Origin of the sequence: Aromatoleum toluvorans (assembly GCF_012910905.1) — a bacterium.
Taxonomy (GTDB): Bacteria; Pseudomonadota; Gammaproteobacteria; order Burkholderiales; family Rhodocyclaceae; genus Aromatoleum; species Aromatoleum toluvorans.
The window spans coordinates 30,100-53,630 of record NZ_WTVN01000016.1; the positions used below are offsets into that span (position 1 = coordinate 30,100).

Consider the following 23,531-nt stretch of genomic DNA (forward strand, 5'->3'; position numbering starts at 1 on the left):
AATGCCGTCGGCGTGCAGGGAAGGGCTGCCGAACTGCGGCGCTTACGCTATTCTCCCGTCGATGTACGGACTAGCCGCGACCTTCGCCGATGCCTTCGCACTACTCGCGACCTTCGACCACCGCGCGGTAGAGATCGTCAGCCTGTCGCTGCGGGTGAGTGGTTCGGCGGTGATCCTGGGTACCCTCATCGGCCTTCCGCTGGGCGCCTGTCTCGCGGTCGGCCGTTTCCCCGGCCGAAGCGCCGCGCTGGTGACCATCAACGGCCTGATGGGCGCGCCTTCCGTGGTCGTCGGCGTGGTCGTCTATCTGATCCTGTCGCGCTCGGGGCCGCTCGGCGAACTGGGCCTGCTCTACACCCCCGCCGCGATGGTCGCCGCACAGACCCTGCTGGTCGTTCCGCTGATGGCCGCCATCGCGCGCCAGATCATCGAGGATGCCTGGCAACGCTATGCCGAAGAGTTCCGTGCGATGCGATTCTCATGGTCGCAGAGCGTCACGACGTTGTTGTACGACTGCCGCCATTCCCTCGTCGTTGCCGTCCTCGCCGGACTCGGGCGTGCGATGAGCGAAGTGGGCGCCGTGATGATCGTCGGCGGCAACATCGACCACGCGACGCGCGTCATGACGACGGCGATCGCGCTCGAAACCAGCAAAGGCGACCTGCCGCTCGCCATTGCGCTCGGCGTCGTGCTCGTCGTGGTCATCCTCATCCTCAATGCCTTCGCCTTTGCCATGCGGGCGTGGGCCATGCGTCGCTACGGGTGAGTGCGATGTTCCCGTTGCGCCTGTGCGACATCCGCTTCCAACCCAACGGGCGTCCCGTCCTGGATGGCATCGACCTCGAACTGGGCGGGGAGGGGATCACGCTCGTGCTGGGCCCCAACGGCGCCGGCAAGAGCGTGCTGCTGCGCACGATCTGCGGCCTGCTCGAACCGACCGGGGGGAAGATCGACTGGGGCGGAGGAAAGCGCCCCGAGCTGGGCGTGATGATGGTCTTCCAGCATCCGATGATGCTGCGCACCTCGGTGCTCGAAAACGTCGCCGTTGCGCTGAAGCCGCATGGCGTTCCGCGCGTCGAGCGCCGCCGCCGCGCGGAACGCGTGCTCGATCGCGTCGGCCTCCTCGCGCGCGCGTCCGACAGCGCGCGGCTGCTGTCCGGCGGCGAACAGCAGCGCCTCGCACTCGCGCGCGCCTGGGTCACGGCCCCGCGCCTCCTGCTGCTCGACGAACCCACCGCCAGTCTCGACCCCTCCGCCACGGCCGAGGTCGAACGCATCGTGCGCGAGATCCGTACCGACGGCACGCGCATCCTGATGACCACGCACAATCTCGGCCAGGCGACCCGCCTCGGCGACGACGTCGTCTTCATGAGCGCCGGGCGGGTCCGCGAGCATGCCCCGGTGCAACGCTTTTTCGCCCGTCCGGCTTCCGACGAGGCCCGCCTGTTCATCCAGGGCGAGCTGCCCTGGCGGCTGAATTTCTGACGCCTGGCGACCCCTCAGGCCCAGTACGGAACCGGCCCGATCCGCTCGGCCAGATAGTCGACCAGCGTGCGCACCCGGTGCGGTACGTAGCGGGTGCCGGGAAATACCGCGTAGATGTGCAGCTCCGTCGCCGAATATTCCGGCAGCAGCACCTCCAGCAGGCCGGCGCGCACCGCCTGCGACGTGAGGAAGGTCGGCTCCCGCACGATCCCCATGCCGCGGATCGCGGCATCGAGCAATGCGTCGCCGTTATTGGCGCGAAACCGCCCCTTGATCGGCACCGAGTAAGGCTCGCCGTCCACCCGAAAGCCCCAGCCGAGGCTGGACCCCAGCGTGTAGGTCAGGCAGTGGTGCTGCAGCAGGTCGTCGGGATGTTGCGGGCGGCCGTGCCGGTCCAGATAGTCGGGCGAGGCCGCGACGGCCAGCGCGCTGCGGCTCAGGCGCCGGATCACCAGTGACGGATCGATATGCTCGGAGATCCGCACGGCGAAATCCATGCCTTCCTCGATCAGATTCACCCGGCGATCGCTGAACTCGACGTCCACGCTGACTTCCGGGTTGGTCGTGATGAAGTCCGCGACCAGCGGCATCAGGTGGCGCACGCCGAAACTCATCGGCACGCTGGCGCGGATCTGGCCGCGCGGCGCCTGCTTTTCGCCGGCCAGATCACCCTCTGCGGCCTCGACCATCGCCAGAATCTCGCGGCATTTTTCCAGGTAGGCCGAGCCGGACGAGGTCAGGCTCAGCCGCCGCGTGCTGCGCGCGAGCAGTTTCGTGCCCAGATGCGCCTCCAGGGCCGCAATCTGCCGCGTGATCGCCGAACGGGCGACATTCAGCCGATCCGCAACCGCGGTGAAGCTTCCCGCTTCCGCGACGCGCACAAACACCTCCATGGCTTGCAGGCGGTCCATTATTGTTGTCCTCGATGCAACAAAGAGTTTGCTCGGTTCCGCTATTTTAGGACTAATCAATCCCCTAAAGTGCGCCCATACCCCAATGACGCAATGCCAAGGAAAAGAAAATGATCCTCGTAACCGGCGCGACCGGCCATCTGGGCCAGCTGATCGTGCAGCAACTGGCGCTCCGGCTTCCGGACGCAGGCGCCGGCAAGCTTGCGGTCAGCGTCCGCGACCCGGGCCGCGCGCAGGTTCTTGCGGCCCGTGGCGTCGAGGTTCGGCGCGGCAACTTCGATGAGCCCGACAGCCTGCGCAGCGCATTCTCCGACGTGTCGCGTCTCGTGATCGTATCGACCGACGGCCCCAAGGCGCAGCGGATCGCCCAGCACCGCAACGCGATCGAGGCCGCCCGCGCTGCCGGCGTCGAGCACATCCTCTATACCAGCTTCCTTGACGCCGATGCCGCCTCGCCCTCGGAGTTCGCGCAGGTCCACGCCGACAGCGAGGCCGCGCTCGCGGCCTGCGGCGTCGCCCACACGATCCTGCGCAACGGCATGTATGCCGATTTCCTGCCGATGACCTTCGCCGGCGCGCTGCAGGGCGGTGTGCTGCAACTGCCGGCGGGCGAGGGCAAGGTCAGCTACGTGTCGCGTCACGAGCTCGCCCAGGCGGTCGCGGCCGCCACCGTCGCACCGCGGCTCGAAAAGCACGTCTATGAATTGACCGGTCAGACGGCCCACGACTACCACGACCTCGCCGCACGGGTCGGCGCCGATACCGGCGCGGCCCTGCGCTACGAGCCGATCGGCGAGGACGCCTACGCCGGCGCGCTCGAAGGCGCCGGCATGCCCGCGTGGATCGCCCGTGCGATGGCGAACATGTTCACGGCCGCCGCCGGGAATCGCCTTGCACGCACCACCAACGATTTCGCCGCGCTGGTCGGCCATCCGCCCAAGTCGATCGACTGCCTGCTGGCTGAATTCTTCCGCGCCGTGTGATGATGTGCACGAATACGCTTAAACAAGGGGAATTTCGTTGACAACTCCTGAGAACTACACACGGCCGGCAGTCGCCGTGCACTGGCTGATCGCGATCCTGGTGCTCGTGGCGCTGCCGCTCGGCTACTACATGACGGACCTGTCGCTGTCGCCGCGCAAGCTGCAGCTGATCTCGTGGCACAAGTGGATCGGCTTCACCGTGCTGCTGCTGTTCATTCCCCGCGTCATCGTGCGCCTCACCCGGCGCGTGCCGGCGCCGGTCACTACGATGCCCGGTTGGCAGCGCACCATCGCCTCTATCACCCACGTTGCACTCTACGCTCTCATGGTCGCCGTGCCGGCCACCGGCTGGCTGATGAGCTCCGCCAAAGGCTTCCCGGTGGTGTACCTGGGCCTCGTCCCGCTGCCTGATCTCGTGGGCAAGGACGAAGCGCTCGGCAACCTGCTCAAGTCCACCCACGAAGTCCTGACCTCCGGCCTGCTGATTCTGGTCGGTCTTCATATCGCCGCCGCACTCAAGCACCACATCATCGACCGAGACGAAACACTGGCACGCATGGTGCCCCTGCTCAAACGCTGAACCGGACAAACAAAGGAATGCCTCACATGAAACACAATCGAATCCTGGCCGCCGCCCTGGTCTCCCTCGCCCTGCCGTTCGCCGGCGCCCACGCGGCACAGGCCGCCGGCGTCTTCGATCAGGTCCAGCCGGCGAAGAACCGCATCGACTTCGTCTTCAAGCAGATGAATGTGCCGGTCAATGGCTACTTCAAGAAGGCGAAGGTCGATCTGGCGTTCGACCCGGCGGCTCCCGCGAAGTCGACGGTTCGTCTCGATCTCGACCTCGCCAGCATCGATGCCGGCTCGTCGGATGCGAACACGGAAGTCGTCGGCAAGCCCTGGTTCGACGTCAAGGCCTTCCCGACCGCGACCTTCGTCTCATCGTCGGTGAAGCCGCTCGGCGGCGATCGCTATGAAATGACCGGCAAGCTCACGATCAAGGGCAAGACCCGTGACGTAACGACGCCGGTCACCGTCAAGCAGAACGGCAACACCGCCACGTTCGACGGCGCCTTCACGCTCAAGCGCCTGGAGTTTGCCATCGGCGACGGTACCTGGTCCGACACCTCGATCGTTGCCGACGAGGTCAAGGTCAGCTTCCACGTCGAAGCCGTCAAGCAGTAATCCGCAATGGGTCTCCATTGATCCCTCCCCCTGGGGATCACGCTTGCCACCCCGGACTCCGGGGTGTTTTTTTATCTGCCGTCGCCGTGCAGCCGGGTAATTTCACCGGCAGATAATCCCGCCTCGCGGATCGAGGCCCCTCTGATCCGCCGAAGCGAAACCGGGCCGGATCCGTCCCGGCGATGCCAGCCTGGAGCCGGTTTCGACGCCGGTGAGCGCATCGGCACCGCCCTGCGGTCGCGACCATCCGCGGCCGTGCGTCCGGCCACTCTCTCGTTCGTCGATCGGATCTGCAGCTTCTCGAGCAAGTACGGCCTGACGAACTGCCCGCCAGTGGTGGAGCATCACTTATCGATCAAACGGGCGGGGCATCGAGCGGCAGGGCCCGCCAGCGCCCATCGTCGTGCGGTCGGCGCGTGCGAGCGTCACGCCGCTCGTGGCCGCAACATGTCCGGAATATCGTAAGTTACTAATTAATATGCAATACATATACATTTAATTAGCCATTGATAATATGCCGTCTGCTGGCAGAAGACGAATCCTCTTTAAAAAAGACACGCCTTGTCAAGGTGTTGTGTTGTAACGAAGCGATTGTGTCATTTTGTAGATTCGTATCAAACATCCCCGAAATATTTAGGGGTATATTCCACTTCCAAAATGCTCGCCGGGGGTCCGGCTCCGTCTGGCGGGATTGTGACCTGTATCTATCGAAGGAGAATCAGCATGAAGGCACGAATTCTTGCGGTGATCGTGGCCGGCTTGACGGCAGCGTTTGCTTCCTCGGGCGCAATGGCCGTGGACGAGGATGCCGCCAAGGCAACGGCCAAGCGCAACGACTGTTTCAAGTGCCACGCGATCGACAAAACCAAGAAAGGTCCGTCGTACAAGAAGATCGCGGCGAAGTTCAAGGACAAGGCTGACGCCGAACAGAAAATGGTCGAGCAGATCACCAAGGAGCACAAGGTGAAGCTCGAGGACGGCACCGAGGAAACGCACAAGGTGATCGACACCACGGACAAGGCGGAGATCAAGAATCTCATCGACTGGATCCGTGCCCAGTAATCGCTAGAGAAGCGATCCGGCGCACGCCGCCCAGGTGTGCGCCACAAACAGCAAATCAGGGGGTTATATGAAGTTGCTTGGAAAAGCATTGCGCGTGTGCGCATTCGCCGTCCTGGCCGGGAGCATCCTCCCGGCCCTGACCGCGAACGCCGCGGAAAAGGAAGCGCCCAAGGACATCGTCCTGACCGGCGACGCCAAATGTACCAGCTGCCACGACGAGAACGACTCGCCCGAGGCCCTGCGTATCGGCAAGACGAAACACGGCGCAGTCGCCGACAAGCGCACGCCGGGCTGTACGAACTGCCACGGCGAGAGCGAGAAGCACGTCAAGGAAGCCGGTCGCGGTAGCGGCCCGACCCCGCCGGTCGACGTCGGCTTCACCAAGAAGAATGCAGCTTCCTCCCAGGAGCGCAATGCCGCCTGTCTGAGCTGTCACCAGGGCAGCAAGCGTATCGGCTGGCAGTCGAGCACCCACGCGAACCAGGACGTCTCCTGTAGCTCGTGCCACAAGATTCACGACGGCAAGGATCCGGTACGCGACAAGGCGGACCAGGCAGAAGTGTGCTACGAGTGCCACAAGGAGCAGCGTGCCCAGGTGAGCCGTCCCTCCCGCCACCCGATCCCCGAAGGCAAGGTGAACTGCTCGTCCTGCCACAACGTGCACGGTGACAATCCGAAGGCGCTCGCGAAGAGCAGCGTCAACGCGACCTGCTACAGCTGCCACATGGAAAAGCGCGGCCCCTTCGTGCATAACCACCAGCCGGTGACCGAGGATTGCGCGATCTGCCACAACCCGCACGGTACCGTCATCGAGAACCTCCTCAAGGCGCGTCCGCCGTTCCTGTGCCAGGAATGTCATAGCCATACCAGCCACCCGAGCCAGTCCGCCGGACTGCCTGCCGGCCGCACGGGCAGCACCACCGAGCTGGGCACCGTCGGAAGGGGCTGCCTGAACTGCCATACCAACATCCATGGCAGCAACAGCACGCAGAACAGTGCAACCGTGAACCGGTTCCGCCGCTGATCGGGCAAGGGAGATCAATCATGAAAAATATGACAAGAGTGGTTAAGCTGACCGCGATTTCCGCGGCCCTGCTCGCGGTATACGGTCCCGTGCATGCGGCCGACGACGAAGTAAGTCAGCTCACGAAGCCGGATAGCTCGGTTTCGGTCGGTCTGGGATATTGGACCGAGGATCGCCCGCAACTGGGGATCTTCGACGGCATGCGCGAAAGCGGCGCCTACGGCCTGCTCGATGCCAACATCGTGAAGCGCGACGATGCGACGGGAACGTGGTATACGTTTTCGGCGCGCAATCTCGGTCTGGAGAGTCGCGATCTGAAGGCGGAGTATCTGCGCCAGGGAAATATCGGTGCATCGATCGAGTACAGCAAGACGCTGCGTGACAATCCCCACCTGTTCCTGACCGGCCTGCGCGGGATCGGCACGACGAACCTCATCGTGAGTGGAGCCGGTCGCAACGCCCTGCCGCGCAACGAGGTCGAGCTCGGCACCACGCGCGAGGGAACGACGCTCGGGTTCTACAAGAACCTGCTGCCCGGGCTCGATTTCAACGTCAGCTTCAAGAACGAGGAAAAGGACGGGACCCGTCTGTGGGGCCGTGGTGGTGCCGCGGAATTTGCGGTCGAACCCATCGACAGCACGACGCGTCAGCTTGAGGCCGTTCTGAATTACACCGGAGAGCGGCTCCAGCTGTCCGGCGGCTACAACGGCAGCTGGTACGACACGCACAACACGCTGGTCGATACCATCCGGCAGGGTGACAATCCGACAGTCCTGAATAACCACTTCTTCCTGTCGCTTCCGCTGGACAATGAAGCGCATCAGCTATTCCTCGACGGTGGCTACAACTTCACGCCGAGTACGCGTGGCCGTTTCAAGGTTGAATACACGCATGCGACCCAGAACGAGCGGCTGCCGACCAGCAGCATTCCCGGTCTGTCCCTGGCGGGTGCTCCGTCGAGGCTGAATGGCGAGGTCAATACCACCCTGGTTCAACTGGGACTGACTTCGCAGGTCACGCGCAATTTCTCGCTTGGTGCAAACCTTCGCTATCACGATGCCGACGACGACACACCCGTTCGTCGCTTCGTGCAGGCCAACGCGCGCTGCAACGCAAGCGAATGTGTCGACAACACGCCGTTCTCGTACAAGACACTCACGGGCAAGCTCGAAGGCACCTACCGTTTGCCGCAGGGCTACAGCCTGACGGGGGGCTACGAGCAGCGTGAGGACGATCGCCGGATTCCGGTTTCCAATGCGAATGGTGCCGGCGGACGGGATACGCAGCGGGTGGTTCCCATGCGCTCCGACGTGGAGGAACGCACCTACCGCCTGCAACTGCGTCGCACCCTGTCCGAGACGCTCGGCGGTTCGCTCGGCTACATTCATAGCGAGCGCGAGGGGTCGCACTTCATTTCGGCTGCCGCCGGACCGGGCGGAGCGCCGAGCGACCTGATCAATCCGATCAACATCGCCGATCGTGACCGCAGCAAATGGCGTCTTGCGATGGACTGGACCCCGCTGGAGCGTCTGTCGGCACAGTTCGTCTATGAGAATGCCCAGGACGAGTACGGGCACAGCCAGGCGCGACCGTTTGGTCTTCGCGATGGGAGCGCCGAACTCTATTCGGTCGACGTCAGCTACAAGCTGAACAACGACTGGAAGATGTCGGCGTGGTATTCGAAGGATCTGACCAAGGCGAACCAGCGCGGTCAGCGAGCGGAGATCCGCAACCGGACTACCGGTGCGCTTGAACTGCGTGCGGCGGAAAAGGATGCCGATCTTTCGGACGCGGGCGAATCGGTCGGGTTGAGTGTCGTGGGGCGGGCAACGCCGAAGCTGAAGCTTGGCGCAGACGTGCACATGAGCCTCAACCGCAGCAAGTTCGACGAAAGGATCATCCGGACCGCTCCGGATCCGGTGCCGGGCGTTGCTGCGGTGGGTCCGCTGCCTGACATCAATACCCGCGTGACGACGTTCAAGCTGTTTGCCGAGTATGCGCTGCGCAAGGACTCCGATCTTCGCATCGATTTGATCCACGAGCGCTGGAAGACCGACGATTGGACCTGGCAGTTTGCCAACGGTACGCAGTTTGTCTACACGGGTGCTGGCACCAGTGCGGCCACCTTTACGGATGGCACGTCGGTTGTCGCAAACCAGCGGCAGATATCCAACTTCATCGGCGCGCGCTACATCTACAAGTTCCAGTAACCGGTTCGTGTAGTTGAGGCAGGCCTGAACGGGGCGGCGTGAGCCGCCCCGTTTGTTTTGCAGGGTCGATTGGTGTTGGGTGCAGTCGGTATGTACGCGGACTCTGTCCTGCAGCTCTACCGTTCCGTCAGGATGATTCCCGCCCCGGGGTTAGCCGCTTATTGCGTCGCGACCCAGTGGCCCGACTTCCCGCCGAGCTTCTCCATCAACTGGATCCCGTCCATGCGCATGCCGCGATCGACGGCCTTGCACATGTCATAAATCGTCAGTAGCGCAACGTTCACCGCGGTCAAGGCTTCCATCTCGACACCGGTGCGTCCGACTGTCTCCGCGGTGACGCTGCAGTCGATGCGGCTTTGCGCCTCGTCGAGTTCGAACTCGACCGCTACGCGGGTGAGCGGAATCGGGTGGCAGAGCGGGATCAGGTCGCTGGTGCGTTTCGATGCCTGGATCGCCGCGATGCGGGCGATCCCAAGGACGTCGCCCTTCTTTGCGCTGCCCGACTTGACCATCGCGAAGGTGTCTGGCTTCATGCTGATCGAGCCGCGTGCGATGGCGACGCGGCGGGTTTCGCTCTTGTCGCCGACGTCGACCATGTGGGCCTGGCCTTGGGCGTCGAAGTGGGTGAGGGCGGAAGGTTTCTGCTCGGTCATGGCTCGGGCTGCGCGGCGTACAGAGGGATACATTCCGCGCGGAACGGTTGATGGTGGCCCGGTATCATAGCACCCGATGATCAGACGACTTCTTATCCTGCTCCTGTGCGTCGCCCTCGTGCCGCGCCTGAACGCGGCCGGTTTGCCGGATCTGGGCGACGTGGGGGCTTCCGAGCTCTCGCCGCTCGCGGAGCGCAAGCTCGGCGAATCGATCATGCGCGACATCCGATGGCGCGATCCGGCTTATCTCGACGATTCCGAGGTCGAGGATTACGTCAACCGCCTGGGGCGGCGACTCGTCGCGGCGAGTCCGACACCGCAGCAGGATTTCGATTTCTTCGCCGTGCGCGACGGCACGCTGAACGCGTTTGCCTTGCCGGGAGGCTACATCGGCGTGCATACGGGGCTGATCCTCGCCGCCGAATCGGAGTCGGAACTGGCGTCCGTGCTCGGGCACGAGGTCGCGCACGTGACGCAGCGCCATATCGCGCAGATGTTCGGCAAGCAGAGCCAGACCAGCATGGTGATGCTGGCTTCGCTGCTCGTTGCGGTGCTGGCGGCACGCAGCAATTCGCAGGTCAGCGAGGCAGCCATTGCGGCAGGGCAGGCCGGCGCCCTGCAGGCGCAGCTCGGCTATACGCGCGACTTCGAACGCGAGGCCGATCGCATCGGCTTGCAGAGCCTGGAAGGGGCCGGTTTCGACGTGCGCGGCATGCCGAGCTTCTTCGAGCGCCTGCAGCGCTCCAGCCGTCTTTACGAGAACAACGCGCCGAGCTACCTGCGCACCCACCCGCTGACGCAGGAGCGGATCTCCGACTTGGGCAACCGTGTCGGGCAGATGCACTACAAGCAGGTGCCGGATTCGGCCGACTTCGGATTCGTGCGTGCGAAGCTGCGCGTGGCCGCGATGCCGCCGATCGACGCCGTGCGCGAGTTCGAGGCTCAGGCGGCCAGGAATGGCGCCGACGTCTCCGTGCGCTACGGGCTGGCGCGGGCGCTGCTTGCGGTCGGGCGGCTGGACGACGCGGGGCGGCAGCTCGAGACGCTGCGCAAGGATGCGCCGCCGTCGAGCTTCGTCGATATGCTCGCGGCAGAGCTCCGGCTCGCCCGGCACGATGCGCCCGGCGCGGTGAAGGTGCTGGAGGCTGCGAGGAAGCGGTTTGCCGACAGCACGGCGGTGCAGTACGCGCTGATCGACGCCATGCTGCAGGCGGGGCAGGCGAAGGAAGCCGGCACGATGGCGCGGACTGCGGTGCAGAATCGCAGCCGCGATTCGCGCCTGTGGGCCTTCCTGGCGCGTGCGGAAGCGGACCTGGGGCATCGTGCGGCCCAGCACCGGGCGCAGGCGGAGGTCTATGTGCTCCGCGGTGCAGTGCCTGCGGCGATCGAGCAGCTGGAATGGGCGCGTCGCGCGGGCGACGGCAATTTCTACGAGCTGTCCGCCGTGGATGCGCGCCTGCGCGAACTCAAGGAGCAGGAGCGCGAGCGTCGGCGCGAGGAGCGCGAACGCGGGGGGAGCCGCGGCGAATGACGGTTGCGTGTGGCGGGCGTCGCCATGGCGCTGGGGTAGAATGGCGGCAACTGTCTGTGAGGATGTCGCGTGATGCAAGTTGACAAGGAAGTCGATGCGCGCGGGCTGACCTGCCCGCTACCGATTCTGCGCGCCAAGAAGGCGCTCGCCGAGATGAGTGCCGGCCAGGTGTTGCGGGTGCTGGCAACCGATCCGGGCTCGGTGAAGGATTTTCAGGCGTTTGCCCGCCAGACCGGGAACGACCTGCTGCAGCAGGGCGAGACGGGTGACAATGCGTTTGAATTCTATCTGAAGCGCAAGTAAACGGTTGCCGGCGCGCTCGGCCTCGATGGTCGATGCGGCGGCGATACGAAAAGGGGCCACCCCGATTGCGGGGCGGCCCCTGTTGTTTTCAGCCGTGCGGAATCAGCGCTGCGCGAGTTTTTCGAACTGCGGGCGGAGCTTGTCCAGCGTCGCGACGAAGCCGGCGAGGCGTTCGCGTTCCTGCTGCACGACCGCAGCTGGGGCGCGTTCGACGAAGCTCGCGTTGCCGAGCTTGCCCTCGGCCTTGGCGATTTCGCCTTCCAGTCGTGCGATTTCCTTGGCGACGCGCTCGCGTTCGGCGGCGATGTCGATCTCGACGCGCAGCATCAGCTTGAAGGCGCCGGATACCGACACCGGGGCGAGTTCGTCCGCGCCGATGTCATCGACGATCTCGACGCCCGACAGGCGCGCGAGGCCGGCGAGGTAGGGCGCGTAGGCGCCCAGCACGGCCGCGTCGCCCGCCGCGACCAGCGGCATGCGCTGGGCGGGCGAGATGCCCATCTCGCTACGCAGGTTGCGGCAACTGCCGACGATGGCCTTCAGCTCGGCGATCTTCGCTTCGGCGGCTTCGTCGATGCGGCCGAGATCGGCCTGGGGGTAGCGTGCGAGCATGATGCTCTCGGCGTCCTTGCGGCCGGCGAGCGGGGCGACCGTCTGCCACAGCTCCTCGGTGATGAAGGGGATCAGCGGGTGGGCGAGGCGCAGCACCGTCTCGAGCACGCGCAGCAGGGTGCGGCGCGTCGCGCGCTGCTGGGCTTCGCTGCCGTTCTGGATCTGCACCTTCGCGAGTTCGACATACCAGTCGCAGTACTCGTCCCAGACGAACTCGTAGACGGCCTTGGCGACGAGGTCGAAGCGGTAGTCCTTGAAGTGCTGCGCGATGTCGGCTTCGGCGCGCTGCAGGCGCGACACGATCCAGCGGTCGGCGAAGGAGAAGTCGAGCGTTGCGGCATTGCAGGCGGCGCTGCCGGCGGCGGCGTCGATACCGCAGTCGTGGCCTTCGCAGTTCATCAGCACGAAGCGGGTGGCGTTCCACAGCTTGTTGCAGAAGTTGCGGTAGCCCTCGCAGCGCGACAGGTCGAACTTGATGTCGCGGCCCGGCGTCGCGAGCGACGCGAAGGTGAAGCGCAGCGCGTCGGTGCCGAAGGCGGGGATGCCTTCGGGGAATTCCTTGCGCGTCTTCTTTTCGATGCTCTGCGCCTGCTTCGGGTTCATCAGGCCGAAGGTGCGCTTCTTCACGAGTTCCTCGACCGCGATGCCGTCGATGAGGTCGATCGGGTCGAGCACGTTGCCCTTCGACTTCGACATCTTCTGGCCTTCGGCGTCGCGGATGAGGCCGTGGACATACACGTCGCGGAACGGGATCTTGCCCGTGATGTGCTTGGTCATCATGACCATGCGCGCGACCCAGAAGAAGATGATGTCGAAGCCGGTGACGAGCACCGACGACGGCAGGTAGAGGTCGAGCGCGTCGTTCGACTTGGCCGGCCACTCCGACGTCCAGTCGAGCGTCGAGAAGGGCCACAGGGCCGAGGAGTACCAGGTGTCGAGCACGTCCTCGTCGCGGCGCAGCTTGCCGGTGTAGCCGTCCTTCGCCGCGAGTGCCCTTGCTTCGTCTTCGCTGTGGGCGACCCATACGCGCGCGTCGCCTTCGACGTCGGCGTACCACGCCGGGATCTGGTGGCCCCACCACAGCTGGCGCGAGATGCACCAGTCCTGGATGTTGTTGAGCCACTGGTTGTAGGTGTTGACCCAGTTTTCGGGGTAGAAGCGGATCTCGCCCGAGGCGACGCATTCGAGCGCCTTCTCGGTGATGCTCTTGCCGTCCGCGCCGGCCTTGCTCATCGCGACGAACCACTGGTCGGTGAGCATCGGCTCGATGACCGCGCTGGTGCGGTCGCCGCGCGGTACCATCAGCTTGTGCGGCTTGATGCTGGAGAGCAGTCCGAGCGCTTCGAGGTCCTGCACGATCACTTCGCGGGCAACAAAACGATCAAGACCTTGATATTTCGTCGGAACGAGTTTTTCGGTCAATTCGTCCAGCGAAAGTTCACGCCATTTGGCCAGCAAATCCCAGAGAACCGCGTTCATTCCCTCTTCATTGCCGAGCGGGTCTTTCGTCCATGAGTCGACTATTACGTCTGACCACTTCGCGACCCCGCTGAGCATCCGTCCCTTAAGATCCATCACAACAAACGCGGGAAGTGCTTGGCGATGTGCTACGTGATGGTCGTTTTGGTCGTGCGCCGGGGTGACCTTGACACAGCCGGTGCCGAATTCGCGGTCGACGTAGTCATCGGCGATGATCGGAATGTCGCGGTCGCACAGCGGCAGGCGGACGGTCTTGCCGATCAGGTGGGCGTAGCGTTCGTCTTCCGGGTGCACCATCACCGCGACGTCGCCGAGCATCGTTTCGGGGCGCGTCGTGGCGACGGTGAGGCCCTTCAGGTCGCCGATCGGGCCTTCGCTGAAGGGGTAGGTGATGTGCCACAGGAAGCCGTCTTCCTCTTCCGACACCACTTCGAGGTCGGAGACCGCGGTGCCGAGCTTCGGATCCCAGTTCACGAGGCGCTTGCCGCGGTAGATCAGGCCTTCGTTGTAGAGGCGGACGAAGGTTTCGGTGACGGTCTTCGACAGGCCCGCATCCATCGTGAAGCGCTCGCGCTTCCAGTCGGGCGAGGTGCCCATGCGGCGCATCTGGCGCGTGATCGTGCCGCCGGAGTATTCCTTCCATTCCCAGACCTTCTGGAGGAACTTCTCGCGGCCGAGGTCGTGGCGCGAGATGCCCTTGGCGTCGAGCTGGCGTTCGACGACGATCTGCGTCGCGATGCCGGCGTGGTCGGTGCCCGGCTGCCACAGCGTGTTGAAGCCCCGCATGCGGTGGTAGCGGGTGAGCGCGTCCATGATGGTCTGGTTGAAGCCGTGGCCCATGTGCAGCGTGCCGGTGACGTTGGGCGGCGGCAGCAGGATGCAGAAAGCATCGGGGTTGGACTTGTCCAGTCCGGCGTCGAAATGACCGCGCGACTCCCATTCCGGATACCAGCGGGCTTCGATGTCCGCGGGCTCAAAACTCTTGGCCAGTTCCATGGTGTGCTCTGGGGCTGAAGGCAAAGGGTCGATTATAGCGGATCGAGGCCGCCGCCCTTGCGCCCGAGCACGGTTCCAGCCTGTTCAGGGTTCGTCGGGCGGGAGGACGTCGGTGTTCTTCTCGAGGTGGTGCGAGATATGTGCGGACAGCGCGGGCAGCAGCGTTGCGCGCAAGTGGGCGAGAGCCTGTTCGCGAATGCTGGCGCCGAGCTTGTCGAGTTCGCGCGCGACGATCTCCGGCAGTTCGGCATGGAACCACGCTTCGACGGCGCGGGAGACTTCGGTGTCGAGGCTGATGAGCTGTTCGGCGAGTGCGCTGGCGGGGCGCTTCGGCGGGGACGGTTGGGGTGCCTTGAGCGCCGTGGGCAGGTCTCCCGCCGTGACGACTTCGGTCAGGACGGGGAGGTCTTCCTCTTCGAGGGAGACCTCCTCCACGGGTTCGGGCAGGCTCGGTTCCGGGCCGCGGTGCCGTTTGAGGAGGGCGTCGGCCTTGCCCAGGAGGAGATCGGCAGCCTTCAGGTCGTCGTCGGGCTCGAGTCGTGGCGGTAGCGGCCAGGGGCTCATAGGGCCTCCCTGCGGATGGCGTCGAAGGCCTGCAGGGGCAGGTCCTTCTGTTTGTAGTGCATCCAGCGCGCGCGCGCCGGGAGCTTCTGTGCTTCGCCCTGCCCGATGATCTCGACCACCATGCGGAAGCGCTCGAAGCCGGGCGGCACGTCGTCGGCGAGGTTGAAGAGGATCTCGGTGTGCGGCCATTCGCCCGGCGCTTCGGCGTGGCCGATGACGACCGGCGTCTCGGCCGCGAGCGCAGAGCCGGCCATCACGTGCGGGACGAAAGCCTGTTGCTCGAAGCTCCACAGCATCTGGTCGAGCTGGCGGGCGGATGCGGCGTCGGCCGTGCGCAGGGCGACCTTGCGGCCGCTGCCGAAGGCACGGGAGGCAAGTTCGCAGGCCAGCGCGAGCGGGTTCTCGGCGTTGTGGTAGAACTGCACCCGCGGCGGCATCGCGACGGTTCCCAGCCTCAGGCCTTGCCGCCCTGGCTGCGGGCGATGAGGAATTCGGCCAGCAGCGGCACGGGGCGTCCGGTGGAGCCCTTCGCGTCGCCGGAAAGCCAGGCCGTTCCCGCGATGTCGAGGTGCGCCCATTTGTAGGCCTTGGTGAAGCGCGCGAGGAAGCAGGCCGCGGTGATCGTGCCGGCGTAGCGGCCGCCGATGTTCGCGACGTCGGCGAAGTTGCTCTTGAGCAGGTCCTGGTACTCGTCCCACAGCGGCAGCTGCCAGACGCGGTCGCCGGAGACGGTGCCGCAGTCGGTGAGCTCGCGCGCGAGTTCGTCGTCGTTGGCGAGCAGGCCGCTCGGGATCTTGCCCAGCGCCACGACGCAGGCGCCGGTGAGGGTGGCGATGTCGATGACGCAGGCGGGCTTGAAGCGCTCGGCGTAGGTCAGCGCGTCGCACAGGATCAGGCGGCCTTCGGCGTCGGTGTTGAGGATCTCGATGGTCTGGCCGCTCATCGACGTGACGACGTCGCCCGGCTTGGTGGCCGCGCCGCCGGGCATGTTCTCCGTGGTCGGCACGATGCCGACGACGTTGAGCGGCAGGGCCATGCGCGCGAGCGCCTTGAAGGTGCCGAGGACGCTGGCGGCGCCGCACATGTCGAACTTCATCTCGTCCATTTCGGCGCCGGGCTTGAGCGAGATGCCCCCGGTGTCGAAGGTGATGCCCTTGCCGACGAGCACGACGGGCTTGTCCTTGGCCTTGCCGCCCTTGTACTGCATGACGATGAACTTGGGCGGCTGGTGCGAGCCGCGCGCGACCGAGAGCAGGGAGCCCATGCCGAGCTTTTCCATGTCCTCGCGTTCGAGCACCTCGACCTTGAGCTTGAACTGCTTGCCGAGTTCGACGGCGGTTTCCGCGAGATGCGTCGGCGTGCAGAGGTTGCCCGGCAGGTTGCCGAGCTCCTTCGCCAGCGCCATGCCTTCGGCGATCGCCTGGCCGCGCTTGACCGCGGCTTCCATGGTCGCGGAGATCTTGTTGCCCGTCGCAAGCACGACCTTGCGGGCGCCGCGCGGTTTGTCGTCCTTTTTCTTCGACTTCGTCGCGTCGTAGCGATACGTGGCGTCGGCCAGTACGCGCGCGAGTTGCTGCAACGCCCACTCGACGTCGCGTCCGGGGACCTCGACGTCGGCAAGGCAGACCGCGGCGTCGTGCGCGGGGGTGGCGGCGAGCACCCGGGCCACGGCGGCGATCACGTCACGCCAGGCGCGGTCGGTGAATTCGTCCTGCTTGCCGAGGCTGACGACGATGACGCGTTCCGCGGCGCAGCCGGGGAGGTCGTGCAGCGCGAGCAGGGCGCCGGCCTTCTCGTCCAGGTCGCCGCGCGCAACGAGTGCCGCAAGCTTGCCCTTGGAGGCCTTGTCCAGGGCCGCGGCGGCGTCGCTGAGCTTGCCTTCCGCAAACGTTCCGACAACCAGACAGCCGGTTTTCAGTTTTTCCGGGGCTCCGGTCTTTATGGTAAATTCCACGCCCAGCTCCTTTATAAGACGCGTCGTTCCGATTGCCGCCGATTATGGCCCGTTCGCGGCAAATGCGTCAAAAACCCCGTACTCCTTTGAGATCGAAGTCCGCGCGATGATTTTCAGCCGCGCCCTCCGGCGTGAATTCTCCCAGTCGGCTGTCGGTGTGTTCGTCGCCCTGTTTGCGATCGTCATCACCGTGGTGCTGGTGCGTCTGCTCGGGCAGGCGGCCGGCGGCCGCGTACCCTCGGACGCGGTGCTCGCGTTGATCGGCTTCGGTGCGCTGACCCAGCTGCCCATCGTCCTGTCGCTCACCGTGTTCATCGCGGTGCTGATGCCCTTGTCGCGTTCGTATCGCGACTCCGAGATGGTCGTGTGGTTCGCCTCGGGCGTGCCGCTGACGGCCTTCATCCGGCCGGTGCTGCGCTTCGCGCTGCCGATCGTGCTGGGCATCGCGGCCGCGACCCTGTTCCTTTCGCCCTGGGCGCACTTGAAGAACTCGGAGTTCCAGGCGCGGCTCGACGCACGCGACGACGCCTCGCGCGTGGCGCCGGGCGTCTTCCGCGAATCGGCGGGTGCGCAGCGTGTGTTCTTCGTCGAGATGGGCGCAGGTGAGAACGGCAAGGCGCGCAACGTGTTCGTGAGCTCGGAGCAGAACGGGCGCCTCAGCGTCATCATGGCCGCCGAGGGGTCGCTGCGCACCGATGCGAACGGCGACCGTTTCGTCGTGCTGGAGAAGGGACGGCGTTACGAGGGTGAGCCGGGCACGCCCGAGTACCGGGTGATGGAATTCGAGACTTACTCGGTGCTGATCGAGGAGCGCAAGGCGGAAAGCCAGGGCGTGCGCTCGCGCGTGATTCCCACGCTCGAGCTGTTGCAGTCGCCGACCGATCACAACCTGGGCGAGCTGCTGGGGCGTCTGGGCGTGCCGGTTGCGGCGCTGCTGCTGGCCTTGATGGCGATCCCCCTGTCCTTCGTGAATCCGCGCGCCGGGCGGGCCAACAACCTGATGTTCGCGATCCTGACCTATCTCGTATACAGCAACGCGATCAGCATCTTCCAGTCCTGGGTGGGGCAGGGGCGGCTGCGTTTCGAGTTCGCCGTGTGGCTGCCGCACGTCGTCGTGCTTGCCCTGCTGGCGCTGATGTTCTACCGCCGCCTCGCGGTGTCGCCATTCTGGCGGGCGCGTCCATGATGAAGGTGCTCAGCCGCTACCTCATGCGGGAAATCGTCGGCGCGACCTTCATGGTGCTGCTCGCCTTCCTGTGCCTGTTCGCATTCTTCGACTTCCTCAACGAGCTCGATTCCATCGGCAAGGGCGGCTATGAGCTGCATCACGCCCTCCTGTATGTGGCGATGATCCTGCCGGGACGGGCGTACGAGTTGCTGCCGATCGCGGTGCTGATCGGCACCTTGTATTCGCTGACGACGCTGGCGCGGCATTCCGAGATCACCGTGATGCGGGCTTCGGGGATGTCGACGCTGAAGATGTTGCGCGTGCTCGCCGGGATCGGGGTGATCTTCGTTGTCGCGACCTTCGTCATCGGCGAGTACATCGCGCCGCCCGCCGAGCGGGCTGCCCAGCAGTGGCGGCTGACGGCGACCAGTTCGACGGTTTCGAGCCAGCTGAAATCGGGTCTGTGGGTGAAGGACGGGCCGCGTTTCGTGAACGTGCAGACGCTGCAGCCGGATCGCACGATGGAAAAGGTGCGGATCTACGAGTTCGATGACCAACATGCGCTGCAGTCGGTCACGGAAGCGGCGGGCGGCCGGTATCGCACGGACGAGAACATCTGGCGCCTGAGCGGTATCCGGCAGACGCGCTTCCTCGGGAACCGCACGGAAGTGGTGGACATGCCGGAACTGGACTGGAAGTCGGAGCTGACGCCGGAGGTGCTGAGCGTGCTGATGGTGCTGCCGGAGCGGATGTCGGTGACGACGCTCGTGGCGTATGTGAACCACCTGCGCGAGAACCAGCAGAACTCGGACCGCTACGAGATCGCGCTGTGGAAGAAGCTGATCTATCCATTTGCGGCGCTGGTGATGATGGCGCTGGCCCTGCCGTTCGCGCTGACCCACGACCGGCGGGGCGGGGTGAGCATGAAGGTCTTCCTCGGCGTGATGCTGGGGGTCGGCTTCTACCTGCTGAACGGGCTGTTCTCGAACCTTGGCGTGATCAACAACTGGTCTCCCCCGCTTGCGGCGGTGACACCCAGCTTCCTGTTCCTCCTGGCGGCCGCGGCGCTGCTGTTCTGGGTCGATCGGCGCTGACGCGTTTGCGCTGCGCCGGCGCTGCCCTTCGGGCGCCGGCCGGCGCTACCAGCCGTTCTCGACGGCGATCTGCGCGGGAGCGGCGAGCCGGCTGAGTCGGCAGCCTTTCGCGATCAGCGCTCGATGCGTGTCCCGGACCATGTCGGGACTGCCGCACACCATCACGCGTGAGTGTTCCGGAGTGATCCGAAGACCTGCGTGCGCTTCCAGCGTGCCGTCGTCGAGAAGTGCCGGAATCCGGCCCGATAGCGCCTGCGGCAATCGGTCGCGGCTCACGACCGGCTGATAGCTCAGGCGCTCTCCGACGTCTGCCCACAGGGGATGATCGCGCAGTGCGGCGATCTCTTCCCTGTACGTGAGTTCGGCCGATTCGCGTACGCCATGGACGAGGACGAGACGCTCGAAACGGCGCCAGTTTGCCTCGTCCTGGAGTATCGACAGGAAGGGGGCGAGACCCGTGCCGGTTGCGAGCATCCACAGGTCGCGGCCGTCGGCAAAGCGGTTGGTGGTGAGGAAACCGTAGGGTGCGCGTTCGATCATCACCTCGTCACCGGCTTCCAGATTGTTCAGCAAGCTTGTGAATTGCCCGCCCGGAACGATGATCGAGTAGAACTCGAGGTGATCGTCCCAGGTTGCCGAAGCGATCGAGTAGGCGCGCCATACCGGGCTGCCGTTCGGCTTGCGCAGGCCGAGCCGCGCGAATTGCCCGGGAACGAAGCGAAATCCCGGGGCGCGTGCGAGGCGGAAGGAGAGCAGCTTCGGTGTCCAGCTTCGCTTCGACAACACGCGGGCGACGGTGACTTTTTCGTCGAGTGCGATCATCGGATCCTCGCTGTTGCCGGCCAATTCCGGCATCGATACTCCGGCGGCGGTGTCAAGGCTGGAGTAAGTACGCGCCGGCCGCCTTCAGCCGGCGGACATGTTGCCCAGCGCGTGGTGCGAGGCGAGGCGCACGACGTAGCCGATCTTGAAGAATGCGGCGGAGATCGGCAGGGCCAGGTGGCTGGCGATCTGGATGCCCATGCTGAAACGTTCGGCGTAAGGGTAGGCCACCAGCGTGGCGGCGACCATGCCGAGCGCGGAGAAGGCCATCGTCAGGCGGCCGATGGTGAGGGTACGGCGGGCGAAAGTTGGGGCGGGTTGCATCGCGGATCCTCCTGTGGGGATAGCGTCGTTTTCGAGCGCAGCGGATGCGCGTCGTAAGATGACTATAGAGTGCATCTTTAAAAAGAGTCAACTGATATGAATCTTTGTGCGGCGGCGGCTATAATGGAGGGCCGGATTCGTCCGACAACGATGACAGAGAGACCCCATGCATCTGACCCAGCACACCGATTACGCCCTGCGGGTGTTGATCTACCTCGCCGTGAATGGCGAGCGCCTGGTCACGATCGCGGAGGTGTCGGAACGGTTCGGGATCTCGCGCAGCCATCTGATGAAGATTGCCAACCATCTCGTCCGTGACGGATTCGTCGAGGGCTTGCGGGGCAAGGGCGGCGGGTTGCGGCTCGCACGCGCGCCCGCGGCGGTGAACGTCGGCGAGGTGGTGCGCAGCATGGAGCGCGGGATGGCGCTGGTGGAATGTTTCGGCAGCGACAGCCAGTGCCTGCTGACCCCCGATTGCAGGTTGAAGGGGGCGCTGGGCAAGGCGCTGGAGGCCTTCCTGCAGGTGCTGGACGGCGTTTCCCTGGCCGAGCTGCTGGAGAGCCCGCAGGGCCAGGGCGTGCACATCCTGCGGCGCAGCGCGTGAACAGGGCGTCCGGACGGATGTCCGGTGCCGAGCGGATCGCGCGATAAAACAATGACTGGAATTTGCTGGGCCGAGGCGATGCCGTCGGGCGATCGCGGTGGTCCGGTGCGGAGTGGAATTTGAGTGGTTTGATGTCGTGGTTGCGCGCCTTTGTGCCGGCCCCGCATGCGGTGAGTCGCCGCGAGCGGATCGCGGGCGTGCTGGGGGCGCTGATCGGGTTGTCGGTGACCGAGTGGATCGGCCGGGCTGCGTTGGGGCAGGCGAATCCGTGGTTCATTGCGCCGATGGGCGCATCGGCCGTCCTGCTGTTTGCCGTGCCGTCGAGCCCGCTGGCCCAACCCTGGTCGATCATGGTCGGCAATGTACTGGCCGCCCTCGTGGGGGTGACGTGCGCGAAGCTCGTCGGGCATCCGGGCCTTGCCGGGGCGCTGGCCGTCGCGATCACGATCGGGGCGATGTTCCGGTTGCGCTGTCTTCATCCGCCCGGGGGCGCGGTCGCCCTGACCAGCGTGCTCGGCGGGCCGGCGGTGACGGATCTGGGGTATGGCTTTGCGTTGTGGCCGGTGGGGGTCGATTCATTGTGCCTGCTGGCGATCGCGCTGGCGTTCAATGCCGCGGCCGGGCGGCGGTATCCGCATCGGCACGTGGAGCAGGCGCATCCCCACGGTACGGCCGACCCGTTGCCGAGTGCGCGGGTGGGCGTAACGCCCGACGACCTGCAGGCGGTTCTTGAGGCTCGGGGAGAGTGGCTCGACGTCAGCAACGACGACCTGGAGGAGATCATCGTCGCAGCGGAGGCACGCGCGTATCGACGCCGCATGGGGGAAATCCGGTGCGCCGACATCATGGCGGCCGATGTCGTCACGGTCTCGGCAGATGCGCCGATTGCGACGGCATGGGCGCTGCTCGCGCGACATCGGGTCAAGGCCTTGCCGGTGGTGTCTGCCGGCGGCAGGCTGGCGGGCATGGTGACGCTGCACGACTTTTTCGTTCAGGGCAATGGATCGCCGCGCGCACGTATTGCCGAATATCCCGGTGGGGACGTTGCCGTGCGTGAGCTGATGTCGCCGCGGGTGGTCACGGCGCGCCCGGAGCAGTCGATCGACGAACTGGTCGGCGTGTTCTCCGATGCGGGCCTGCATCATGTGCCGGTCGTCGGGGTGGGCGACCGGGTGATCGGCATGGTGACCCAGTCGGACCTCATTGCGGCTCTCGCGCGCATGCGGCTGGAGGAGCCGGCGGCCAACGGACCTGCGAAGCTCAGGGCGGTCGAGCAAGTGCGCATGTCCGCCTGACGCGGGGCGCGCCGATCTTCCGGATCAGACCGTGAGCGCTTCCCGCGACGTGGCGGGCACCAGTTTGCGCAGCCGCCATGCGGTGGAGAAGGCGAGGGCGATGCAGACGCCGAGTGCGGCGGTCACGCCGGCCCATCCGCGGGATTCCCACGCCAGACCGGAGAGCGTGCCGATGACGCTCGCGCCGAGGTAGTAACTGCACAGGTAGATCGCGGTGGCGAGTGCGCGGCGCTCGCCGGCGCGGCGCCCGACCCAGCCGCTCGCCGTCGTGTGGGCGCCGAAATAGCCGAAGGTGAAGACCGCGACGCCGGCGACGATCGCCGGCAGATGGTCGACCGTCGTGACTGCGAGTCCGGTGCTGCTCACGAGGATCATCGTCCACAGGACCGCGCGGCGCCCGATGCGGTCGACGAGTCGTCCCGTCCAGGCGGACGACAGGGTGCCGACGAAGTAGAGCAGGAAGACGGCGCCGATCGCGCTCTGGCCCAGTCCGAAGGGCGCCGCGTGCAGGCGGAATCCGAGGTAGTTGTAGAGGCTGGTGAAGACGCCCATCAGCAGGAAGGCGGTTGCGAAGAGGCGACGCAGCCCGGCATCGGCGAACAGCGTGCGGGCGTCGGCGAGGATGCGCGCGGGGTGGATGTCGCGCGCGCGGAAGTGCTGCGAGGGCGGCAGGCAGCGCCAGAACACGATCGTTGCGACGAGGCCCAGCACGGCCAGGGTTGCGACGGCGATCCGCCATGAACTCCAGTCGGTGATGCAGGCGACGAGAAAGCGCCCGCTCATGCCGCCCAGCGCGTTGCCGGCGATGTAGAGGCCCATTGCCCGTCCCTGCGCGCGCGGGGAGATTTCCTCGCCCAGCCAGGCCATCGCCGACGCGGGCAGACCGGCGAGGACGGCGCCAAGCAGCATGCGCAGCACGAGCAACTGGTTGAAGTCGGCCGCAAGGGCGGTCGCGAAGGCGATGACCGTCGCGAGCGCGAGCGAGGTCTTCATCAAGGGCTGGCGTCCGTAGCGGTCGGACAGTACGCTGGCGGGCAGCAGCATCATCGCGAGGGCGGCGGTGCCGAGCGAGACGGCAAGGCTGGCAGTGGTGGGCGCGACGGCGAAATCGGACACGAGGCGCGGCAGGATCGGCTGGGGCGCGTAGAGGAGCGCGAAGGTCGCGAAGCCGCCGACGAACATGGCGAGGTTGGCGCGACGGAAGGCGGGTGTGTCGGCCTCGATGTGGGGCGAGGAGTCCCTGATGGCGGCGTCTGGCGCAGGGTCGGGCAT

Annotated in this window: 23 protein-coding genes; 14 read left to right on the forward strand and 9 right to left on the reverse strand. The window is 65.6% G+C overall.

Annotated elements, in window-relative coordinates:
- The first annotated feature begins 61 nt into the window (after window positions 1-61).
- Window positions 62-766, forward strand: coding sequence for an ABC transporter permease (locus tag GPA22_RS11715; RefSeq protein WP_169256251.1), 705 nt, complete (start codon window positions 62-64; stop codon window positions 764-766).
- A gap of 5 nt (window positions 767-771) precedes the next feature.
- The gene (locus GPA22_RS11720; RefSeq protein WP_169256252.1) at window positions 772-1,485 is read left to right on the forward strand and encodes an ABC transporter ATP-binding protein; all 714 of its coding nucleotides are present in this window, start codon (window positions 772-774) and stop codon (window positions 1,483-1,485) included.
- 14 nt (window positions 1,486-1,499) lie between these two features.
- On the opposite strand, the gene GPA22_RS11725 is transcribed toward GPA22_RS11720, so the two are convergent.
- Window positions 1,500-2,396, reverse strand: coding sequence for a LysR family transcriptional regulator (locus tag GPA22_RS11725; RefSeq protein WP_169256253.1), 897 nt, complete (start codon window positions 2,394-2,396; stop codon window positions 1,500-1,502).
- A gap of 110 nt (window positions 2,397-2,506) precedes the next feature.
- Here GPA22_RS11725 and GPA22_RS11730 point away from each other — a divergent pair, with 110 nt between their 5' ends.
- The 6 genes from GPA22_RS11730 to GPA22_RS11755 all read left to right on the forward strand — a co-directional run bounded on the left by GPA22_RS11730 (window position 2,507) and on the right by GPA22_RS11755 (window position 8,860).
- Window positions 2,507-3,379: an SDR family oxidoreductase gene (locus tag GPA22_RS11730; protein ID WP_169256254.1), complete on the forward strand. Its 873-nt coding sequence runs from the start codon at window positions 2,507-2,509 to the stop codon at window positions 3,377-3,379.
- Window positions 3,380-3,416: 37 nt separating this feature from the next.
- Window positions 3,417-3,959, forward strand: coding sequence for a cytochrome b (locus tag GPA22_RS11735; protein ID WP_169256255.1), 543 nt, complete (start codon window positions 3,417-3,419; stop codon window positions 3,957-3,959).
- 26 nt (window positions 3,960-3,985) lie between these two features.
- The gene (locus GPA22_RS11740) at window positions 3,986-4,564 is read left to right on the forward strand and encodes a YceI family protein (protein ID WP_169256256.1); all 579 of its coding nucleotides are present in this window, start codon (window positions 3,986-3,988) and stop codon (window positions 4,562-4,564) included.
- Between the two features lie 723 nt (window positions 4,565-5,287).
- Window positions 5,288-5,626, forward strand: coding sequence for a c-type cytochrome (locus tag GPA22_RS11745; protein WP_169256257.1), 339 nt, complete (start codon window positions 5,288-5,290; stop codon window positions 5,624-5,626).
- A 94-nt stretch (window positions 5,627-5,720) separates the two neighbouring features.
- Entirely contained in the window at window positions 5,721-6,650 is a 930-nt protein-coding gene (locus GPA22_RS11750; RefSeq protein ID WP_343036023.1) for a DmsE family decaheme c-type cytochrome, read from the forward strand.
- A gap of 20 nt (window positions 6,651-6,670) precedes the next feature.
- On the forward strand, window positions 6,671-8,860 hold the full coding sequence (locus GPA22_RS11755) for an MtrB/PioB family decaheme-associated outer membrane protein (protein WP_169256259.1): 2,190 nt from the start codon (window positions 6,671-6,673) through the stop codon (window positions 8,858-8,860).
- A gap of 158 nt (window positions 8,861-9,018) precedes the next feature.
- Here the strand turns inward: GPA22_RS11755 and moaC are convergent, their stop codons facing one another.
- Window positions 9,019-9,513 carry a cyclic pyranopterin monophosphate synthase MoaC gene (gene moaC, locus GPA22_RS11760; protein ID WP_169256260.1) on the reverse strand — a complete coding sequence of 165 codons (495 nt, stop codon included), beginning with the start codon at window positions 9,511-9,513 and terminating at the stop codon, window positions 9,019-9,021.
- Between the two features lie 76 nt (window positions 9,514-9,589).
- On the opposite strand from moaC, the gene GPA22_RS11765 reads away from it, so the two are divergent.
- Together GPA22_RS11765 and GPA22_RS11770 are read left to right on the forward strand one after the other, a co-directional pair.
- Window positions 9,590-11,044: a beta-barrel assembly-enhancing protease gene (locus GPA22_RS11765; protein WP_169256261.1), complete on the forward strand. Its 1,455-nt coding sequence runs from the start codon at window positions 9,590-9,592 to the stop codon at window positions 11,042-11,044.
- Window positions 11,045-11,116: 72 nt separating this feature from the next.
- Window positions 11,117-11,347: a sulfurtransferase TusA family protein gene (locus tag GPA22_RS11770; protein ID WP_169256262.1), complete on the forward strand. Its 231-nt coding sequence runs from the start codon at window positions 11,117-11,119 to the stop codon at window positions 11,345-11,347.
- Window positions 11,348-11,449: 102 nt separating this feature from the next.
- Here the strand turns inward: GPA22_RS11770 and GPA22_RS11775 are convergent, their stop codons facing one another.
- From GPA22_RS11775 to GPA22_RS11790, 4 genes are all read right to left on the reverse strand, one after another.
- On the reverse strand, window positions 11,450-14,434 hold the full coding sequence (locus GPA22_RS11775; RefSeq protein WP_169256263.1) for a valine--tRNA ligase: 2,985 nt from the start codon (window positions 14,432-14,434) through the stop codon (window positions 11,450-11,452).
- Between the two features lie 84 nt (window positions 14,435-14,518).
- Entirely contained in the window at window positions 14,519-14,998 is a 480-nt protein-coding gene (locus tag GPA22_RS11780) for a hypothetical protein (protein WP_169256264.1), read from the reverse strand.
- The gene (locus GPA22_RS11785; protein ID WP_169256265.1) at window positions 14,995-15,435 is read right to left on the reverse strand and encodes a DNA polymerase III subunit chi; all 441 of its coding nucleotides are present in this window, start codon (window positions 15,433-15,435) and stop codon (window positions 14,995-14,997) included. The genes GPA22_RS11780 and GPA22_RS11785 overlap by 4 nt, the downstream gene beginning before the upstream one ends.
- A gap of 17 nt (window positions 15,436-15,452) precedes the next feature.
- A complete protein-coding gene (locus tag GPA22_RS11790; RefSeq protein WP_169256266.1) occupies window positions 15,453-16,952 on the reverse strand; it encodes a leucyl aminopeptidase in 1,500 nt (499 codons plus the stop codon).
- Between the two features lie 106 nt (window positions 16,953-17,058).
- Here GPA22_RS11790 and lptF point away from each other — a divergent pair, with 106 nt between their 5' ends.
- Complete coding sequence (gene lptF / locus GPA22_RS11795; RefSeq protein WP_169256267.1) at window positions 17,059-18,138, forward strand: LPS export ABC transporter permease LptF; 1,080 nt, start codon at window positions 17,059-17,061, stop codon at window positions 18,136-18,138.
- On the forward strand, window positions 18,135-19,214 hold the full coding sequence (lptG, locus tag GPA22_RS11800) for an LPS export ABC transporter permease LptG (RefSeq protein WP_169256268.1): 1,080 nt from the start codon (window positions 18,135-18,137) through the stop codon (window positions 19,212-19,214). Before lptF ends, lptG begins: the two co-directional genes overlap by 4 nt.
- 45 nt (window positions 19,215-19,259) lie before the next feature.
- Here the strand turns inward: lptG and GPA22_RS11805 are convergent, their stop codons facing one another.
- Together GPA22_RS11805 and GPA22_RS11810 are read right to left on the reverse strand one after the other, a co-directional pair.
- Window positions 19,260-20,069, reverse strand: coding sequence for a ferredoxin--NADP reductase (locus tag GPA22_RS11805; RefSeq protein WP_246264279.1), 810 nt, complete (start codon window positions 20,067-20,069; stop codon window positions 19,260-19,262).
- A gap of 51 nt (window positions 20,070-20,120) precedes the next feature.
- Window positions 20,121-20,360: a hypothetical protein gene (locus tag GPA22_RS11810; RefSeq protein WP_169256269.1), complete on the reverse strand. Its 240-nt coding sequence runs from the start codon at window positions 20,358-20,360 to the stop codon at window positions 20,121-20,123.
- Between the two features lie 166 nt (window positions 20,361-20,526).
- Here GPA22_RS11810 and GPA22_RS11815 point away from each other — a divergent pair, with 166 nt between their 5' ends.
- On the forward strand, window positions 20,527-20,964 hold the full coding sequence (locus tag GPA22_RS11815) for an Rrf2 family transcriptional regulator (RefSeq protein WP_169256270.1): 438 nt from the start codon (window positions 20,527-20,529) through the stop codon (window positions 20,962-20,964).
- Between the two features lie 119 nt (window positions 20,965-21,083).
- Window positions 21,084-22,259 carry an HPP family protein gene (locus GPA22_RS11820; RefSeq protein ID WP_246264281.1) on the forward strand — a complete coding sequence of 392 codons (1,176 nt, stop codon included), beginning with the start codon at window positions 21,084-21,086 and terminating at the stop codon, window positions 22,257-22,259.
- Window positions 22,260-22,283: 24 nt separating this feature from the next.
- On the opposite strand, the gene GPA22_RS11825 is transcribed toward GPA22_RS11820, so the two are convergent.
- Window positions 22,284-23,441: an MFS transporter gene (locus tag GPA22_RS11825; protein WP_169256312.1), complete on the reverse strand. Its 1,158-nt coding sequence runs from the start codon at window positions 23,439-23,441 to the stop codon at window positions 22,284-22,286.
- Window positions 23,442-23,531: the final 90 nt, after the last annotated feature.

Bases quoted from the DNA above. Each gene is read 5' to 3' on its own strand.
- GPA22_RS11715 (WP_169256251.1), top strand. From the start codon at position 62: ATGTACGGACTAGCCGCGACCTTCGCCGATGCCTTCGCACTACTCGCG.
- GPA22_RS11720 (WP_169256252.1), top strand. From the start codon at position 772: ATGTTCCCGTTGCGCCTGTGCGACATCCGCTTCCAACCCAACGGGCGT.
- GPA22_RS11725 (WP_169256253.1), bottom strand. From the start codon at position 2,396: ATGGACCGCCTGCAAGCCATGGAGGTGTTTGTGCGCGTCGCGGAAGCG.
- GPA22_RS11730 (WP_169256254.1), top strand. From the start codon at position 2,507: ATGATCCTCGTAACCGGCGCGACCGGCCATCTGGGCCAGCTGATCGTG.
- GPA22_RS11740 (WP_169256256.1), top strand. From the start codon at position 3,986: ATGAAACACAATCGAATCCTGGCCGCCGCCCTGGTCTCCCTCGCCCTG.
- GPA22_RS11745 (WP_169256257.1), top strand. From the start codon at position 5,288: ATGAAGGCACGAATTCTTGCGGTGATCGTGGCCGGCTTGACGGCAGCG.
- GPA22_RS11755 (WP_169256259.1), top strand. From the start codon at position 6,671: ATGAAAAATATGACAAGAGTGGTTAAGCTGACCGCGATTTCCGCGGCC.
- moaC (WP_169256260.1), bottom strand. From the start codon at position 9,513: ATGACCGAGCAGAAACCTTCCGCCCTCACCCACTTCGACGCCCAAGGC.
- GPA22_RS11765 (WP_169256261.1), top strand. From the start codon at position 9,590: ATGATCAGACGACTTCTTATCCTGCTCCTGTGCGTCGCCCTCGTGCCG.
- GPA22_RS11770 (WP_169256262.1), top strand. From the start codon at position 11,117: ATGCAAGTTGACAAGGAAGTCGATGCGCGCGGGCTGACCTGCCCGCTA.
- GPA22_RS11775 (WP_169256263.1), bottom strand. From the start codon at position 14,434: ATGGAACTGGCCAAGAGTTTTGAGCCCGCGGACATCGAAGCCCGCTGG.
- GPA22_RS11780 (WP_169256264.1), bottom strand. From the start codon at position 14,998: ATGAGCCCCTGGCCGCTACCGCCACGACTCGAGCCCGACGACGACCTG.
- GPA22_RS11785 (WP_169256265.1), bottom strand. From the start codon at position 15,435: ATGCCGCCGCGGGTGCAGTTCTACCACAACGCCGAGAACCCGCTCGCG.
- lptF (WP_169256267.1), top strand. From the start codon at position 17,059: ATGATTTTCAGCCGCGCCCTCCGGCGTGAATTCTCCCAGTCGGCTGTC.
- lptG (WP_169256268.1), top strand. From the start codon at position 18,135: ATGATGAAGGTGCTCAGCCGCTACCTCATGCGGGAAATCGTCGGCGCG.
- GPA22_RS11805 (WP_246264279.1), bottom strand. From the start codon at position 20,069: ATGCCGGAATTGGCCGGCAACAGCGAGGATCCGATGATCGCACTCGAC.
- GPA22_RS11810 (WP_169256269.1), bottom strand. From the start codon at position 20,360: ATGCAACCCGCCCCAACTTTCGCCCGCCGTACCCTCACCATCGGCCGC.
- GPA22_RS11815 (WP_169256270.1), top strand. From the start codon at position 20,527: ATGCATCTGACCCAGCACACCGATTACGCCCTGCGGGTGTTGATCTAC.
- GPA22_RS11825 (WP_169256312.1), bottom strand. From the start codon at position 23,441: ATGTTCGTCGGCGGCTTCGCGACCTTCGCGCTCCTCTACGCGCCCCAG.